At 40.3% G+C, this 16,255-nt stretch carries 13 protein-coding genes; 3 read left to right on the top strand and 10 right to left on the bottom strand.

Annotated features, from left to right (window positions below; genetic code table 11):
- Nucleotides 1-14: 14 nt before the first annotated feature.
- The 7 genes from LS74_RS02725 to ruvC all read right to left on the bottom strand — a co-directional run bounded on the left by LS74_RS02725 (nucleotide 15) and on the right by ruvC (nucleotide 7,530).
- Nucleotides 15-1,121 (bottom strand): type II secretion system F family protein, encoded by a 1,107-nt coding sequence (locus LS74_RS02725; RefSeq protein ID WP_034585329.1) that lies wholly within the window; start codon nucleotides 1,119-1,121, stop codon nucleotides 15-17.
- Nucleotides 1,118-2,635, bottom strand: a complete 1,518-nt coding sequence (locus tag LS74_RS02720) for a GspE/PulE family protein (RefSeq protein WP_034585331.1) — start codon at nucleotides 2,633-2,635, stop codon at nucleotides 1,118-1,120. The genes LS74_RS02725 and LS74_RS02720 overlap by 4 nt, the downstream gene beginning before the upstream one ends.
- Nucleotides 2,632-4,440 carry a pilus (MSHA type) biogenesis protein MshL gene (gene mshL / locus LS74_RS02715; RefSeq protein WP_034585334.1) on the bottom strand — a complete coding sequence of 603 codons (1,809 nt, stop codon included), beginning with the start codon at nucleotides 4,438-4,440 and terminating at the stop codon, nucleotides 2,632-2,634. Before mshL ends, LS74_RS02720 begins: the two co-directional genes overlap by 4 nt.
- 367 nt (nucleotides 4,441-4,807) lie before the next feature.
- Nucleotides 4,808-5,122, bottom strand: coding sequence for a hypothetical protein (locus LS74_RS02710; protein ID WP_034585336.1), 315 nt, complete (start codon nucleotides 5,120-5,122; stop codon nucleotides 4,808-4,810).
- A 2-nt stretch (nucleotides 5,123-5,124) separates the two neighbouring features.
- Nucleotides 5,125-5,760 carry a hypothetical protein gene (locus LS74_RS02705; RefSeq protein WP_236096780.1) on the bottom strand — a complete coding sequence of 212 codons (636 nt, stop codon included), beginning with the start codon at nucleotides 5,758-5,760 and terminating at the stop codon, nucleotides 5,125-5,127.
- Nucleotides 5,720-7,021: a hypothetical protein gene (locus LS74_RS02700; protein WP_034585341.1), complete on the bottom strand. Its 1,302-nt coding sequence runs from the start codon at nucleotides 7,019-7,021 to the stop codon at nucleotides 5,720-5,722. Before LS74_RS02700 ends, LS74_RS02705 begins: the two co-directional genes overlap by 41 nt.
- Nucleotides 7,018-7,530, bottom strand: a complete 513-nt coding sequence (gene ruvC / locus LS74_RS02695) for a crossover junction endodeoxyribonuclease RuvC (protein ID WP_181892100.1) — start codon at nucleotides 7,528-7,530, stop codon at nucleotides 7,018-7,020. Before ruvC ends, LS74_RS02700 begins: the two co-directional genes overlap by 4 nt.
- Nucleotides 7,531-7,676: 146 nt before the next feature.
- On the opposite strand from ruvC, the gene dnaA reads away from it, so the two are divergent.
- Nucleotides 7,677-9,002, top strand: coding sequence for a chromosomal replication initiator protein DnaA (gene dnaA, locus LS74_RS02690; RefSeq protein ID WP_233705440.1), 1,326 nt, complete (start codon nucleotides 7,677-7,679; stop codon nucleotides 9,000-9,002).
- A gap of 121 nt (nucleotides 9,003-9,123) precedes the next feature.
- Nucleotides 9,124-10,311 carry an MFS transporter gene (locus LS74_RS02685; protein WP_034585349.1) on the top strand — a complete coding sequence of 396 codons (1,188 nt, stop codon included), beginning with the start codon at nucleotides 9,124-9,126 and terminating at the stop codon, nucleotides 10,309-10,311.
- 1 nt (nucleotide 10,312) lies between these two features.
- Here LS74_RS02685 and LS74_RS02680 read toward each other — a convergent pair whose 3' ends face one another.
- Nucleotides 10,313-12,271: a DEAD/DEAH box helicase gene (locus LS74_RS02680; RefSeq protein ID WP_034585352.1), complete on the bottom strand. Its 1,959-nt coding sequence runs from the start codon at nucleotides 12,269-12,271 to the stop codon at nucleotides 10,313-10,315.
- Nucleotides 12,272-13,297, bottom strand: coding sequence for a type I glyceraldehyde-3-phosphate dehydrogenase (locus tag LS74_RS02675; RefSeq protein WP_034585355.1), 1,026 nt, complete (start codon nucleotides 13,295-13,297; stop codon nucleotides 12,272-12,274). It lies immediately after the preceding gene.
- A gap of 79 nt (nucleotides 13,298-13,376) precedes the next feature.
- Between LS74_RS02675 and LS74_RS02670 the strand changes: the two genes are divergently transcribed.
- The gene (locus LS74_RS02670; protein WP_034585359.1) at nucleotides 13,377-14,174 is read left to right on the top strand and encodes an SDR family NAD(P)-dependent oxidoreductase; all 798 of its coding nucleotides are present in this window, start codon (nucleotides 13,377-13,379) and stop codon (nucleotides 14,172-14,174) included.
- 1 nt (nucleotide 14,175) lies between these two features.
- Here LS74_RS02670 and LS74_RS02665 read toward each other — a convergent pair whose 3' ends face one another.
- Nucleotides 14,176-16,176 (bottom strand): LTA synthase family protein, encoded by a 2,001-nt coding sequence (locus tag LS74_RS02665; RefSeq protein WP_236096779.1) that lies wholly within the window; start codon nucleotides 16,174-16,176, stop codon nucleotides 14,176-14,178.
- Nucleotides 16,177-16,255: the final 79 nt, after the last annotated feature.

Below are 16,255 nucleotides of genomic sequence, written 5' to 3'. Positions count from 1 at the left end.
CTTGTGAGTAGAGCCTAAGCCCCAAAGGCATACGCGCTCATATCCCACATCGGCACAAAAATCCCTAATGCCAAAAATAGCAGTAAAATCCCCATAGTAAGGCTAAGGCTAGGCTCTATAAGGGATATAAGCATATCGGTTTTATCCGTGGCGATTTCTTCAAAATGTTTAGCGCATACTTCAAGCATTTCTGCTAGATTCCCGCTTTGCTCCCCGGCGTTAATAAGAGCTAGGGCAATATCATCAAGGGCGTTTTGCTCTTTTAAACTCACTGAAAGTGCTTTGCCATTTTTTACAGATTCTAGGGCGGATTCAAACTTTGCTTTAAGGGCTAGGTTGCTTATGTCTTTGCTTAAAGTTAGGGCTAAGTCCATAGGCGTGGCGGATTTAAGCTGGATATAGAGTGAAAAGCTGTATTGATAATAAAAATGTGCTTTTATCATCGCTCCAACAAGCGGAATATGTAAGATGTAGGCGTGAATCTTAGCCTTAAAATGCAAGGAATTTTTATACATATATTGAGCCAAAATCCCCGCTCCAAGCAAAATCCCCATAAAAATCAGCCCAAAATCTGTGAAAAATGTTTGCATAAAAAGCAGAATCCGCGTATAAATGGGAAGCTCAATGTGCATAGAGAGAAACATCTCTAAAAACTGCGGCAGCACAAACGCTACAAGCACCATAAATGCCCCCATAATGCTAAGAAGCACGAGAATGGGGTAGAAAAGGGCGCGTTTGAGTTTATTTTTATTCCTGTATTCCTTTGTGAGCTGAATGCTTAGCATACTAAAAATTTCTTTCAATTCTCCGCTTTTCTCCCCTAAAGTTATCATTTGATAGCTCATATCGCCAAACACATTTTTATGCTTTTTGAATCCAAAAGAGAGATTCTGCCCTAGCTGTAAGTGGTAGGCAATGTCTTGTAAAATTTCTTTAAGCCTTGTATTTTTAGCATTATCCGCACATATTTGTATGATATGTAAAAGTGGCAGATGAGATTGTAGCATTGTGGATATTTGTAAAAACAGCATACTTATATCTTTTGTGGAAATATGCCCCTGAAGCGAAAAAAACGCCGTGTGTTTGAATGTGTTTTTAAATGTGCCTTGCGTCTCACTCATAGCCGACATACCCTATATATCTCTTCAAAAGAGCTTAAACCTTGAGCTAAAAGCTTTATGCCAACTTCAAATATACTTTCAAACCCGCTTTTCTCAAGCTCTTTTATAATCATCTCTTTATCCTGTGGGGCGGTAATGTGGCGTTGCAAAAGGCTAGAGTTTTCTAAACATTCCGCAATCAATAATCGCCCATCATAGCCCTGCATATAGCAATGCTGACAGCCACAAGCGGTGTAAAAACTCGCCTTTTCATAAGGCTTTAGAATCTGCGTTTCAAGCTTGTAAGATTTAAACCTTTCACACATTTGCTGGTATGAGAGTGGAATCTTACAATGAGAGCAGAGCTTTCTCACAAGCCTTTGAGAGATAAGCAGCCGCAAAGTAGAGCTTACAAGATAGTCCTTTGCACCCATATCAAGCAATCGCTCAATCACGCTTAGGGAATCATTAGCGTGAATGGTGGATAGCACCAAATGCCCCGTTAAAGACGCACGCAAAGCAATATCAAGGCTATTTTCATCGCGTATCTCGCCAATCATCAAAATATCTGGATCGTGTCGCAATAAGGCTTTGAGCGCGTTTGAAAAGCCAAAATTATGCTTATCATTTACTAGCACCTGCGTTGTGTTGTGTATGCGGTATTCTATGGGATCTTCAAGGGTGATGATTTTTTTCTGCGGGGATTTTATGGATTCTAAAATCGCATACAGCGTGGTTGATTTCCCACTGCCTGTGGGACCTGAGAGTAAGATTAGTCCGCTTGGGTAGTTAGCACAATGCGTGATAATTTCCATTTGCTTTTTTTGGAATCCTAGCTTTTCAAGTGTGGTAAGTGTGGCATTTTTATGCAAGATTCTAAGCACAAGGGATTCTCCGCTAAAAGAGGGCAGGACGGATAACCTAAAATCAAAAGCTTTGCTGTCAAAAACTCGGCTAAAGCGTCCATCTTGGGCTTGTCGTTTTTGGTTTATATCAAGTTTGCACTCTAGCTTGAGACACGCAATGAGTGATTCAAAGACTATTTTTTGAAGTGTTAAAATCTCTCGCAGCATTCCATCTGTGCGGATTCTAACGCAATGGATAGAATCTTGAGATTCAAAATGTATATCACTCGCCCTATGCTTAATGCAAAGCTCTAAAATATAATCTAATAGGGCAATAGCCGCCCTTTCATCATCATTATGCTGACTATGGCTTTTTAGCAAGGTAAGCAGATTTTGTTCAAGCTTGTGAAAGCCTTGAAAGTCTGTGATGGATTCTAGCTGTGCTATAAAACTCTCACTTGAAGCAAGGAAAAACTTTAAATTTTTATGCGGAAAAAGGGAGCTAATGTGATTTGTAATCAGCCCAAGCGGTGCATTTTCACACGATAGAGCAATAGACACGCTAGAATCTTGCATATCAAAAATAAGACATTGATGCTTTGCTATAAATTTAGAATCTAGTGCGAGTAGGCAGGATTGATTTAGTGTAATAGTGTGGAGATTAATGGATTCAAATGTGGCGGGATTCATATATGGGCTTTGTGTGGGGGTATGGGGCTATCTGTCTTGTAGGCTAAGGGCTGTGAAAGTGCGGAGTCTTGCTTGTTGGGTTTAGATTCTAATGGAGCCTCTAGGCTTTGTGTGGAATCTTGCTTGTTTTGCGGAGTGGAATCTGTGTCGGTATCTGTTGAAGAATCTTGCTTTGTGGGATCTTGCGGGGCAGAATCTTTTGTAGTATTTTTTGAATCTTGTGGTTTAAAATCAGATTCTTTTGTAAAGTTTATAATTTCTTCAATTTTATCTTGTTCTTGCCGAGCCGTGCCTAGCCGCACAATATGCGGAGATATGATAATCACCATTTCTTGGGTTTCTTTAATATTTTTCTTATAGCTAAAGAGATATTTCAAAAGCGGTATATCGCCTAAAATGGGGAGTTTGCGTAAAATCTGCCCTTCAGTTTTATCTATCAAGCCACCAAGGACTATTTTTTCGCCATCTTTAACCTGCACGAGAGATGAGAGCTGTTTGGTGGAGAGATTTGGCGGGGATTCTAGGGCGGTGGTTTGGTTTTCAATAGATATATCTTTGGTTTTGGTGATTGATGGGTTAATTTTTAAAATGATTTTGTCATTTTTCACACTTGGCGTTACATCAAGCAAGATTCCCGCAAAGACAGAAGGGAAGGCTTGAGAAAGATTTTGAATAGAAGTGCCTTGCGTGGTGGTTTGATAAGTGGTATTTTGAAAGTAGCGAAGCACACTGCCAACAGAGATAATGGCAGGTTGGTTATTAAGCGTTAGGACTTTTGGGTTAGACACAGACTGCACCTTGCCATAGGTTTGTAAAAACTCAACAATGCGATTAATGCTTACCCCTTGTGAAAAAATGCTAATAGCAAAATCGCCATTATTTACACCTGTAAGGGCGTTATTAGAGCCTTCCGCATTTGGCGGAAGTGTCAAAAGATTGCCAAGTTTATAAAACTCATTCCAGTCTATGCCATAGGTTTGGTTATTGCTATGCTGAATATTAAAGATATACACATCAATCAGCACCTGCTTTTGAATCTTGTTATTGAGTGTGGCAAGGTAAGATTCCACGCGTTTAATCTGCTTTGGCGTGGCGGTAATGGTAAGCAGCCCTGCGGCTTTATTGATGATAATATCTTTTTTATTTTTTAGCTCACTTGTTGTGGGCTGATAGCTATCGCCCGGAGCGTAGGCTACCCCGGCGATTTCATTTTGCAATTCACCCCAAAAGTCAATCTCATCAATGCTATAAATTTTCGTCCCGCTTTTTCCCATAGTTTGTGTGTTTGATGTGGCTTTATTCATCGCCATTTTGTGGGCTTGAGATTCTATCTCAAAGTTTGAAAAGCCAAGCGGTGCGTTTGTGTGGGTATTATAAGGGGAGTGGGTTTGATTATCTTGCGAGAAAACAATATCGGTATTGCTTGAGCCAACGCGTGTTGTGGCAATGTAGCTAATCTCAAAAGTCTTTGTGAGTAAAAAGCCAACTTGCAAGGTGTCTTTTTGCAAAGTGTAGTGAAAGTCATTGCTTTTTAAAAGGCTATCAAGGACTTGGATTAGCGGTTTATTGTTGATATGAATGGAAGTTTTCTTGCTATCAAGCATAGTTTTTGTTTGCTCTTGGAGATAGATGACATTAAGATGACAGATTGAGGCGATTTCTTCTAGGATTTTACTTAAAGCGACATTGCTTCCGGAGTGGATATTAATGGGGGTGCTACAAGCTAGGCTAGTTTGTAAAAATAAAAGCAGAATCCCGCATATCCGCACAAATACAGGGATTTGGTAAGGTTTTGATTGTTTCATATTCCCCACTTTTTGAATCTGGATTTTCTCAATGTTGTTCCTTAGCGTAGTGTTTTTAAGATTCTGGATTCTAAAGACTTGCGAGTGCTTCTACGCTTAAGGCACGCCCTTAAGCTGACTAAAATCAATCGCACGCAGTGCCACCTCTTAAAGCGTCGTAGGGGTGGGGGATTTTTAAGGGGGAGTGAGCGGTATATCTGCGAACCGACTTCGCAATTCAAGCCCCTCCCCCTTAAAGAAAAAGAATCTAGATTCTTAATTCTTAAGGCATTTCCTTGATTTTACAATTTTAAGAAAGATTGTAAATAATCACTTGCTACTTTTAAGCCTTTTATGTGGAATCTTGTAACTTTTTATGCTTGTGATTTTATGGCTCTAGCTGTTCTAGTGTGCCATTTAACGATAAGGCAAAGCGAGTGTTTGACTTTTGTAGGACAATGCCTTGAGAGTGCAGGGCGGTAATGGTGTAGCCATCTATCACATCGCCAAGCTTGTGCCACTGCCCATTCAGCAAGGCTTTATTATTGATAATGGCTTGAAGCTCTAGATTCTGTGTTGAGCTGTGTTTGAAGGGATTTGTTAGGGTTGGAATGGATTGTATCACGCTTTGTTTGGGGCTTTGCTCGGCATAGCTTAGAGTGTAGATAAACAAAAGCATAAACAAGAATCTACATTTTTTCATATTTATTCCTTTATTTGCTGTTGTGGCTTATGTGGTAAGGCTTGGCGAATATCCATAATCAGCAAATGAAAGTGGATTTGATTGTGTTCTTGTAGAGATAGCTCTAAAGATTCTAGGCTTACAAAGTGGTAATTTTCTAAAAAGCTAAGCAAGTTTAGAATCTGCCAAAACTCCCCGCTACCCTCTATATCAAGGGCGTTAAGTGTGGGGTGTGGGTGAAAGGCATTTAAGGTAAGATTTTCATTTTTAGCAAAATTGATAAGACTAGGGATAAGGGTAAAGGGATTTAAAAGCGGCTCAAGTGTAGTTGTGTGGCTAAGGCTTTGTTGCAATGAAGCAATTTCTTCTTGCAGGTTTTGAACTTCATTTGTTTGCTGTTGGTGCTGTACTTTTGCTGATTGCATAGAATCTAAAGAGAGGGTAAGCTCGTTAAGGGTGTGGTTGTGGATTCTAGATAGGGTGCTTTGGGTTTGTAAAAGTGGTAGATAGATAAACTCCATCATAATAAACGCACAAAGTGCCATAATGGCGATAAAAAGCAGAATCTTTTCACGCTTTGTCTTTGTGGAGAGAAACTGCGTAATAAGAGCTGTGATTTTAGAGAACATTTTGCACCACGATGATGTGTGATTTGGCATTAGAATCCATAGAATCTAAAGGCTGTAAAAAGGCGGTTTGTGTGGCTTTGTTGAGTTTAGCTAAAAAGGCTGACACACTGAGTTTTGAATCTGCTTTGAGCTTTAGGGTAGCGATAAAATGGCTGTGAGAGAAAGCAAAGCTTATGGATTCTAAAGTGATGTCATTTGTGGCACATTGTGAAAAAATACTCTCCATAAAAGCATAGCGTTTGGGATAGCTCTGCTGCCAAGATTCTAGCTCATTTAAGGTGTGTGAAAGCTGGGTGTGTGTAAGGCTAAGCAAGTGAATATCTGTGCCTTGTGGGAGTGAATCTAAGGGGGCAAAAAGCATTTCATTTTGCGTATTAAGGGCTGTGATTTGGCTTTGTAAATGGTGATTATACAATGTGAGAGCAAGGGGGATAACAAACACAAAAAGGATAATGCCTAAAAGCAAAAGTGGTAAAAATCTTGCGTAAATGGAGGGCTTGGGGGTGAAGTTTGGCAAAGGGTTTGATAGATGGCTTTTTGAATCTGCTTTGTATTTTAGGGCATAGCTAAAGGCGAGATAAGCCCTAAAATCCCTAAAATCAAGCTCTTTGCTTTCATCTGTGATTTGGTTAAGGGGGAGCGGAGTGGGGAGATTTTGAGCAGTGTTACAAGCAAGGAGTGTATCTAGCAAAGCTACATCATCGCTAAAATAATACAGCGTGTCAAAGTGCTTATGATAGGCTTCTTGTAGGTAGGCAATAAGGGAGCTAAGATTTTCACATAGATTTATATTTGGATTCACATTTGGTTGAGTTGGGGCGGTTATCTTAAGGGCTTCTTTGAAGATGGTGTTTTCAAAATAGCATAGATAAGGCGGAATAAGCACGATAAAATCCTTGTAGCAGGGCAGGGCAAGGGGCAAAAATATATCGCTTGTAAGAATGTGGGCTTTAAGATTCTTATCCTTAATGTGAAAAAAGCTCTCACACACGCATTTTTGTTCATCAAATAGATGTTCGCGTTCGCAAAAATAATGCGTATAAGATTCATTTGGCAAAGTAAGAATGTCCTTCTCCCTTGCTTTGTCATAGAGATTATGGGGCAAAGTGGAGATGTGGCTAGAATCTGCTTTGTCTATCTCAATGGGGCTGTGAAGCAGGGCGTTTGGTGGAAGTGAAAGAATGTCAAAAGAGCGATTTTTGGGGTGATGTTTTGTATTATTTAGCGGATAAATGGTGTTGTTTTTATAGGCATAAGTGGTTTTTGTATCAAAGAAATAAAGCGTTTTCATTGTGCTGATTTTAGGCTAGATTCTAATCCCACGCGTTGGGAATGCGTAATGGCAATGGCGAGTGCATCGGTAATATCAAGGGGCTTTATCTCACCTTTAATCCCTAGGATTTTTTTCACCATAAAGGCGACTTGGGCTTTATCTGCTTTGCCATTACCTGTGATGGCTTTTTTGACTTGTAGCGGGGTGTATTCAGCAAAGTTGCCTATCTCTTGGAGGATTTTTAGGCTCAATGCCCCGCGGAATTGTGCGAGTTTGATGACACTTTTGGGATTGTAGGCAAAAAAGATATCTTCAATCGCCACTTCATCAATATGGTGAAGTTTTAGCACCATATCAATCCCCTCCACAAACTCCACGATTTGATGTTGCAAACTTCGCTCTTTAATCTTAATAATCCCTGCTTCTACGAGCTTTAGACTCCCTTTCAAATGCGTATGTGTATCTGCCATTTGGATAACAGCATAGCCACAATTTCTGCTACCGGGATCTATACCTAAAATATACATCATTTAATCCAAATTAAAAGATTTTTTCATTATGATTTCGCTTCCGCTTTTTAAGGTCATCATATTAAAAGATTTTTTGACTTTTCACATTTTATTCACATCGTGAAAGTAAAAATATTCATCTCACTTTAGGAAATAAATTGCATTTGGATAATATATTAAAAAAACTTAAAAATAAGCTATCGGATTTAGAATACAGCTCTTATATCTCCCTTATGGAATATGATGAAAGTGCTTCAAGAACGGACTTAGAAGTTTTTTATGTGCCTAATATATTTGTAGCAAATTGGATAAAAAGTAACTATTTAGAATCTATCGCCGATGCGTTTATGGAGGAAAATCCCAACGGAATCCGCCCAGAAATTCACATAAGAGTTAAAGAAAAAAATCAAAATGTGAAAAGTTTAAACTTCAATAAAATACCCACTCATTTTCAGCAAAATTTACTCTCTTTGAATCCATTTTATACTTTTGAAAATTTTGTCGTTGGCAAGTCAAATGAACACGCCCACACCATCGCAAAAGTTGTGGCTAGGCAACAAGCTTTGGCGTATAATCCTGTGTTGTTTTATGGGAAGTCTGGGCTTGGCAAGACGCATTTGCTCCACGCCATAGGGAATGTTGTTAAAGAGCAGAATAAGAATGTGCTTTATACCACGGCTGAAGAGCTTCTCAATGACTTTATCAGCAAAATAAGGCGTGGGACTATGGATAGCTTCCGTGAGAAATACCGCAAATGCGATTATTTGCTGATTGATGATGTGCAGTTTCTTGGCAATAGAGAGGGTGTGCAAGAAGAGCTGCTCAATACTTTTAATGCTTTGTATAGCACACAAAAGCAAATTGTGATGACAAGCGATAAGCCCCCAAAAGAGATTAAGGGGCTAGAAGATAGATTGCGATCGCGTTTTGAAGGTGGGGTAATGGCGGAGATTACAAATCCAGAGCTTGAGACGAAAATCTCCATTATCGAGCTTAAATGTCAAATCAATCGTATAAATTTTGACAAGGAAGTGATTGATTACATCGCTTCAAATATCTATGGCAATATCCGCCAGATTGAAGGGATTCTCTCCACGATAAATACGCATATGAGCCTATCCCCTGAAGCAAATGCCTTGAAAGTGGCTAAGAATGTATTGAAAAATTATCAAAATGAGCGATTAGAGGGCGTTACGCTTGATAATATTATCAAGCTTGTTGGCAAGGAGCTAAACATTAAGCCAAGTGAGATTCTAAGCAAAGAGCGAAGTCGCAAGGTGGCTTTTGCACGCAGGGTGGTGATTTACTTGGCTCGGGCTTTGACAATTAATTCTATGCCGATGATTGCAAAAGAACTCAATATGAAAGATCATAGCTCTGTGAGTAAAGCACTCAAAGCCATTGAAAGCGAGATAGCCACAGATTCTGCTACAAAAGGCATCATTGAAGAGTTAAAAAGCAAGATTCAGCAGACTATGGATAATGCTTAGGTTTGTTTGTTGATTTTGGGTGAGAGCGGGTTTAATTTAGCTTGAGTGTGTGGGTTATTTATGAGAGGTTATCGTAGATAGTGTAGTCTTTAGCTATACAAAGCTTTGGAGCATACATATTATGTCAAGTGAAATAAAAGATAAAACAAGCCTAACAGATTCTGTAATATTCCAAACTGCCCTTTTTGCCACCGCTTCAATGACTGTGCTAGGTGGGACGATTATCGCACCTTCCATTCCGCATTTTGAAGAACAATTTAGCCAGATTCCACATATTGATATGCTCTCCCGCCTTGTGCTGACGCTCCCGGCGTTGTTTATTATGATATTTGCACCTGTGAGTGGATTTTTGCTTGATAAGTATGGGCGACTGCGGTTTTTGTATCCGGCGATTTTTATATGGAGTGTAAGTGGGGCGAGTGGATTCTTTTTAGAATCTAGTATTTATCTTATTCTTATCTCAAGGGCGATTTTTGGCATAGCAACGGCTTTTGTGATGACTTCTGTAAGTGCGTTGGTGGGGGATTATTACCAAGGGACAAGGCGTGAAAGGGCTTTAGGGTTGCAGGGCTTTTTTATGGCAGGGGGTGGAGCTGTATTTTTGGTGCTAGGTGGGGTGCTAAGCGATGTGGATTGGCGGTATCCCTTTTTGGTCTATACTTCGGGCTTTCTTATTCTGCTTATGGCGGTTTTTGTGCTATTTGAGCCACAACGCAATGTGTCCGCTCCCGTCAGCAAGAATGAATCAAAGTTTAATTTTTTTAGATTCCTGCCTATTTATCTTTTTTCATTTTATGCGATGAGTATGTTTTATGTGATGCCTACCCAAATCCCGCACTTCATCACGCATAATCTCAATAAAAGCGGGAATCTTATCGGTGTGAGTTTAGCGGTAAGCTCACTTTGCACGGCTTTTCTTTCACTTTTTTATGCGAGACTGCGTTCAAGATTTAGTGTTTTTATGCTGTATTTTATCTCGCTTGGTAGCATTGGGAGTGGATTCTTACTCATAGGTATTGTGCAGAGCTATGAGATTTTGCTTTTTGCTCTTGTGCTTGTTGGCTCTGGGCTTGGCATTATCCTTGTGAATAATAGCTCGTGGCTTTTAAGCGTAGCACAGGAGCGTGAAAGGGCTAGGGCAGCAGGATTCTTATCGGCAAGTGTGTTTATGGGGCAGTTTTGCTCTCCCTTTATCACACAGCCCCTTGTGCGATATGGCGGCATACCTTTTATGTTAAATCTTAATGGCGTGATATTGCTCTTAAGTGCGTGTATTTTTCTCATTTGGGATTATAAAAGCAAACATTAGTTTAGATGAGTTTAGATGAGCCTAAAAACGCCCTAGCTTCTTCTATCACTTGTGAATCTTGGCTTATATCAATAAATTCAAACTCATTGCCACTCTGCCTTGTGCCGCTGAGTAAATCCCCACTGCTGCGGTATTGCAAATCAAGCTCGGCAATGTCAAATCCGCTTAAGGTTTGAGCAAAGGCTTGAAGTCTTGGGTTATCGCTTTTGTGCGTATAAAGATAGCAATACCCCTTTAGCCCATTACGACTGACACGCCCCCTAAGCTGATGAAGTGTGGCTAGTCCTAGTCGCTCGGGTGCAACGATAACAATAGTTGAGACTTTTGGCAGGGAGATTCCCACTTCAATAAGTGTGGTAGCAAGAAGCAGTGAGCCTTTGAGCGCAAACTCATCAATGACATCTTGCTTATTTTTATCCTTGCCCGAAGTGCAATACACACTTTCAAAATGTCGCTGCCAAAAGCCCTGCCCTTCAGTGAGTGAGAGATAATCAAGGGTTTGACTTTCTTCTACAAGGGGATAGACGATAATGGCTTGATTGCCCTTTGCTATCTCTTCTTTAAGATGCGTTAGCAATGCCTTAAAGCCACTTTTATCAATAATGCGTGTTGTAATATCTTTTTTAAAGGGCAAGTCTTTAATGACGCTTAGATTAATAAATTGAGAATTAATCATCGCTAGGGTTCTGGGTATGGGCGTGGCGGAGAATTGTAAAGTATGCGGACGCGTTTTGTTTGTAGATTCAAGGGGCGTTTTAGAATCTAACTTGTTTGTATCCGTAGCAGAATCTGCTGGGGCATTAGGGCTAAAGTCAAAAAGATTAGGTGTAGAATCTAGATTTTCTTGTCCTATTTTTTCTAAAATATGTCGCTCTTTGGTGCCAAAGCGGTGTTGCTCATCACTCATCACAAGGGCTAGATTTTCTAGTCTAAAATCTCTATAAAGCAAAGCCTGCGTGCCGATGATAAAATGCGAATCTTTCGCTTCTTGTGAGAGATTTGGGGTTTTTGAAGTGATTAAGTGGATTTTCACAAAGGGGGGCAATAAACGCTTGGCTTCTTCATAAAGCTGGGTGGCTAGAATGGTCGTTGGTGCCATAAGCACACTGGTATGCGGATAAGCACACATCACCGCACTAAAAATCACAACACTTTTCCCACAGCCCACATCGCCCATAATCAGTCGCCGCGAGGCAATGGGGGATTGTAAATCCTGCCGAATGTCTTTTATGGCATTTTGCTGCCCTTGTGTGAGTGTAAAGGGCAGGGATTGCAAAAATGAATCTATATCATTATCGCAGATAAAACGCGAGGGAGCTTGAATCTTCTTGCGAGAGAGCAGGAATAAATACCGATAGATTTCTACAAATTTTAGGGCGTATAAATGTTTGGGTGAGAAGCCATTAACTTGATGAAGGGCTACAAACTCGGCATTTGGGTGAAAAATCTCATAAATATCTTGTGCGATATGTTTGGGGAGAAAGGCTAGATTCTCTTGTGTAATGAGCGTTTGAGCGAGTTGTATCATCGTTTGGTTTTTAAGCAGTGTGGTTTTAAAGTGGGGCGTTATGGTATTAATCTCTGTAATCATCTTTGGCTGGATAAGGCTAAATCTGCCCTGATACAGCTCTAGCTTTCCCATAATATACAGCTCTTTATCTAACGCAAAAATTGCTTTGTGAAAGGGCTTTGCGTGGAAGATAAGCAGCTCAATATCCTGCTTAAAATCACAAAGCCACGCGTGAATGCGAAGTCTGGCATTTTTACCAAAGCCTAGTGTGCTAAGAGATTGAATCTTAACGCGTAGCACGGCATTTGTATGGGGAGTAAGGGTTGTGCTTGGCGTGGTGTCTGTATAGGACTTTGGTAGATAGTGGATAATAAAGTCAAGTATGTCGCTCACTTTGAGCTTTTGAAGCTGGGCTAGAGCGGGTTTATCAAGTGGGGGGAAGTGTAACATTTAATTAGAAACACAGAATCTTGCCATATCAAGCACGCGATTGGCATAGCCCCATTCATTATCGCACCACGCCATAACACGAGCCATCTTGCCATTTAACACATAGCTTAAATCCGGCACAAATACAACACTATGCGGATTACCTATAAAATCACTACTCACACCCTGATTATAATCAATATCAATAATGCCTTTCATTGAATCTTGTGCGGCGGCAATCAGGCTTTGATGCAGATTCTGCGTGGTGATATGGCGTGAGAGAGTGAGCGTTATATCAAGTAATAAGACATTAGGCACAGGCACACGCACGCTATGTCCTGCGATTTTACCCTTCAATTCTGGTAAAAGGCGGATAAGCGTTCCACTCGCCCCCGTGCTTGTTGGAATGATATTTTGAGCCGCAGCACGAGAGCGTCTTTTGTCGTTTGGATAGACACTATCTAGCAGGGATTGCTCATTTGTATAGCTATGCGTGATACAAAAACTCATCAGCTCTATGCCAAAATCTTGGTTTAGAATCTTGCAAAGTGGAGCAAGGGCATTAGCCGTGCAAGAGGCATTTGAAAAGATAGATTCACCTTTGTATTGCGTGTGATTAACCCCTAGGGCAAAAGTTGGCATATCATCTGTGGGGGAGGCACAAAGCATTACTTTTGTTATACCTTTTTGTTTAACGCCTTTTTGGCAATGGTGGGCTAGTGTTTTAGAATCTAAGAATTTACCGCTAGATTCTAAGATTATATCCGCTCCAAGTGCGGCAAAATCAAGCTTTGTGGGATTGCTTTGTGTGAGTGTATGAATAGGTGGGAGTCCTTCAATCTCTAGTGTGTTTTGTGAATGCGTTGTCTCAAGCCCCAAAGCCCTATGTGTGCTATCTCGCTCCAAAAGATAGCTTAGAATCTCCCAATCGTGTATATCATTTATCGCTACAATGCGTATATCTTCGCACATATCTTTATCTAGCAAACTTGCACGCAAGATACTTCTACCAATGCGTCCAAAGCCATTGATTGCGATGTTTATCATAGATGTCCTTGTGGGGTGGGATTACGCGTGTATTGTAGCATATTTGCTATAATGATTTTAAAAGATTAAGGGGGCGAATGTGGCAAATGGCGTGGTAAAAATGGGTGGAGATTCTATAAGTGTGGCGATTACAGGGGCAAGTAGTGGTATAGGCAGGGCGTTGGCATTGGAGTTTGCTAAAAATCATAAGAGCATTACTTTACACATTGCTGGGAGAAATGAGGCGAGATTACAAGAAAGTAAGGAGCAGATTCTATTATGCAATCCCACTGCAAAGGTGCTTTTGCAATGTTTTGATGTGAGTAGCGAAAAGGCGGTGAAGCAGTGGTGTGAAAATATTTTTCAATCTCGTGTGGATATAGTGATTATGAATGCGGGTGTGGCTATGGGGGAAGAGCAAAGTGCGGCAAAACATAGCGAGATTTGTAAGATAAATGCACTTGGCGTGGCGTTTGGGAGTTTTTATGCGTTGGAATCTATGAGTAGGCAGGAAGTTATAAGCGGAAAAAGGGGGCAGATCGTGCTTATAAGCTCTATTGCAGCGTTACTTGCCCTGCCAAATGCACCAAGTTATAGTGCGTCTAAAATCTTTGTGAAAACTTTGGGGGAGAGCCTATCTGTTGGGCAAAGTGAAGTGTGTGTTACAACCATTTGTCCGGGCTTTATTAGAACACCACTTACGCAGTTTATCCATCCGCTTGTCCCACAGATGAGCGTAGAATCTGCGGTTAAAAAAATGTATAAAGTCATCATTAAGGGGAGAAGATTCTACGCGTTTCCTTGGTGGTTGGCATTTGGAGCGAGATTCTATAATGTTTTGCCCTTTTGGTGTAAAAGAGCATTTGTCCGTATGTTTCACACAATGGGATCATTATAAATCACTTTGTGTGAGTAGGATTTGTAATCTCATTGGCTTTTGCTTTGGAGTTGTGATAAAGCATATAGATTGCACTCTGCCATAAATCTTCATTGATTGCTTTAAGTTTTGAGTAAAGCTCCGTATCCTTGCCTTCCACAAGCTCCCATTTTGTAGATTCTGTATTTGTGGAATCTTTGCTTACTCGTTTATAGAGTGAGCCGCCACCGGCTTGTTCATACTCATTAGAAAAGCAATATTCATTGCTTACAAGCAATGGCGGTCTATTTAGGCGGCGGATAAATGTGAATCTATCCTCGCCAAAAGACGGATCAAGCAAGTCTCGTCCCATAGTGGTATTATGGACTTTCACTCCAGCCAAACCTGCTGCTGTTGGGAATATGTCAATATGTCCGCCTGTTTGCTTCATAATTTTGGCTTGTGGGAAGTATTTTGGCGAGTGGATAATAAGCGGGACTTGAAATTCGTGTAGAGATAAGTTTGAGTAAGTTGATTCAACCGATGGAGAAACTTGCGACATTCCGTGATCACCCGTGATAATAAAAATTGTATTGTCATAATATGATGATTTTTTCGCACTCTCAAAAAACTTCTTCAGTGCATAGTCGCAAAATTTTAGGGCAAGATACTCTTGTTTGCTACCAAAGGCGTATTTTGCCAAATATTCATCATTTGGGATTGTATAATCAAGATCTGCAATCCCATCGGGGACGGTGAATGGAGTGTGGAAACTTGCAAGTTGGATAAGGCTTATAAAAGGCTCTTTTTGCATTTCAAGTAGCACATTAGCTTCTTGCAAAAGATCGTGGTCTGAAATACCCCACACATCCATTCTTGGCGACTTCCAGTAGCCTTCATCATATATTTGTAGCCCTGAGACGTTATTGCTCATCACCCCACGGATATTTGCCCAATTCGCATTGCCACCAATCATATAGAGCTTTGTGTATCCATCAAAATTATTCCACACAAGATTTTGATCCATTGTGTATGGATCGCGAGAACTCGTTTTAAAATACTCATTTACATCAGGTATGCCTGTAATGATAGAAAACATTGCTCGTGCAGTGGTTCTAGCCGAGGCATAGTAGTTTGGAAAATATAAAGATTCTGTGGAGAGTTGTTTAAGAAAGCGTGTCGTGTCCAACTCATCAAACATCAGCGAACTTTTATGGGTGCTCATAGATTCAATAACAATGATGACAATATTAGGCTTATCCCCAGCAGCTTGTGAAAAGCGATCGTATCTTATAGAATCTGCATTTGGATTTTGCACACCTAGGTATTTTGCAGTGTTTGGGTATGCCTTGCGAGCTTGCTCTGTATTATCTACATAGAAGTTTTGTGGGCGAGTGTCAGCGAGATTCTGTATAGGATTAAGCCCTAGAGCGGTGATTTGATTGTAGCCAGAAAAATATGCCTCACTCCACCGCAATGGATAATAGACAATACCATATTGTCCATATATCAGTATAACAAGCATAAACAAAGTGGCGAATGCTGATGTTATTTTGTGTGAAAGAGCATTTTTTGCATATACCCATTTGTTAAGAATTGTCTTGGCACAAAGTGTGAGAATTGCAACAACAACTACAAGCACAAGCAAAAGCTTAATGACAGGGTAAGTCTGCCAAATCATACCTAGAGCTTCTTTTGTATCTTCTAAAAGCCCAACGGCAGCAAAATTAACACGCGAATTAAGATAAGCGTAGTGGGCAAAATCCGCAATGTAAATAAGAATATAAAAAGCAAATGCAATGACATAAAACCCAAGTAAAAAAGGGCGGATATTGCCAAAAAACCTTGATAAAAATGGTGTAAAGAGAAACACAAGAAGTGGTAAAGACATAAATGCTGCAATGCGACCATCAAAACGCACACCAATATAAAAAGCTTTAGCTATATCCTCCCAAGAAAACGCCGATAGACTTTCCCATTGCCACGCTAAAAAGCCAATACGCAGGGTAATTGCAATGAGCCATAGGAATAGGAGAAATTTCAAATATATCCGTGTGTTTTTGGTAAGTATCAAGCTGTTTCCTTTACTTTTTGGAATAATTTTTTGCTAAAGATTCTTAGAT

It is taken from the genome of Helicobacter magdeburgensis (assembly GCF_000765825.2).
Taxonomy (GTDB): Bacteria; Campylobacterota; Campylobacteria; order Campylobacterales; family Helicobacteraceae; genus Helicobacter_C; species Helicobacter_C magdeburgensis.
The sequence above is the reverse complement of the archived record's forward strand: the minus strand, read 5'-3'. Positions and strand labels throughout refer to the sequence as shown.

Excerpts from the sequence above, each read along its gene's own strand:
- LS74_RS02680 (WP_034585352.1), bottom strand. The coding sequence starts at position 12,271 with ATGTTACACTTCCCCCCACTTGATAAACCCGCTCTAGCCCAGCTTCAA.
- LS74_RS02685 (WP_034585349.1), top strand. The coding sequence starts at position 9,124 with ATGTCAAGTGAAATAAAAGATAAAACAAGCCTAACAGATTCTGTAATA.
- mshL (WP_034585334.1), bottom strand. The coding sequence starts at position 4,440 with ATGAAACAATCAAAACCTTACCAAATCCCTGTATTTGTGCGGATATGC.
- LS74_RS02720 (WP_034585331.1), bottom strand. The coding sequence starts at position 2,635 with ATGAATCCCGCCACATTTGAATCCATTAATCTCCACACTATTACACTA.
- ruvC (WP_181892100.1), bottom strand. The coding sequence starts at position 7,530 with ATGTATATTTTAGGTATAGATCCCGGTAGCAGAAATTGTGGCTATGCT.
- LS74_RS02675 (WP_034585355.1), bottom strand. The coding sequence starts at position 13,297 with ATGATAAACATCGCAATCAATGGCTTTGGACGCATTGGTAGAAGTATC.
- LS74_RS02710 (WP_034585336.1), bottom strand. The coding sequence starts at position 5,122 with ATGAAAAAATGTAGATTCTTGTTTATGCTTTTGTTTATCTACACTCTA.
- LS74_RS02725 (WP_034585329.1), bottom strand. The coding sequence starts at position 1,121 with ATGAGTGAGACGCAAGGCACATTTAAAAACACATTCAAACACACGGCG.
- LS74_RS02700 (WP_034585341.1), bottom strand. The coding sequence starts at position 7,021 with ATGAAAACGCTTTATTTCTTTGATACAAAAACCACTTATGCCTATAAA.
- LS74_RS02705 (WP_236096780.1), bottom strand. The coding sequence starts at position 5,760 with ATGCCAAATCACACATCATCGTGGTGCAAAATGTTCTCTAAAATCACA.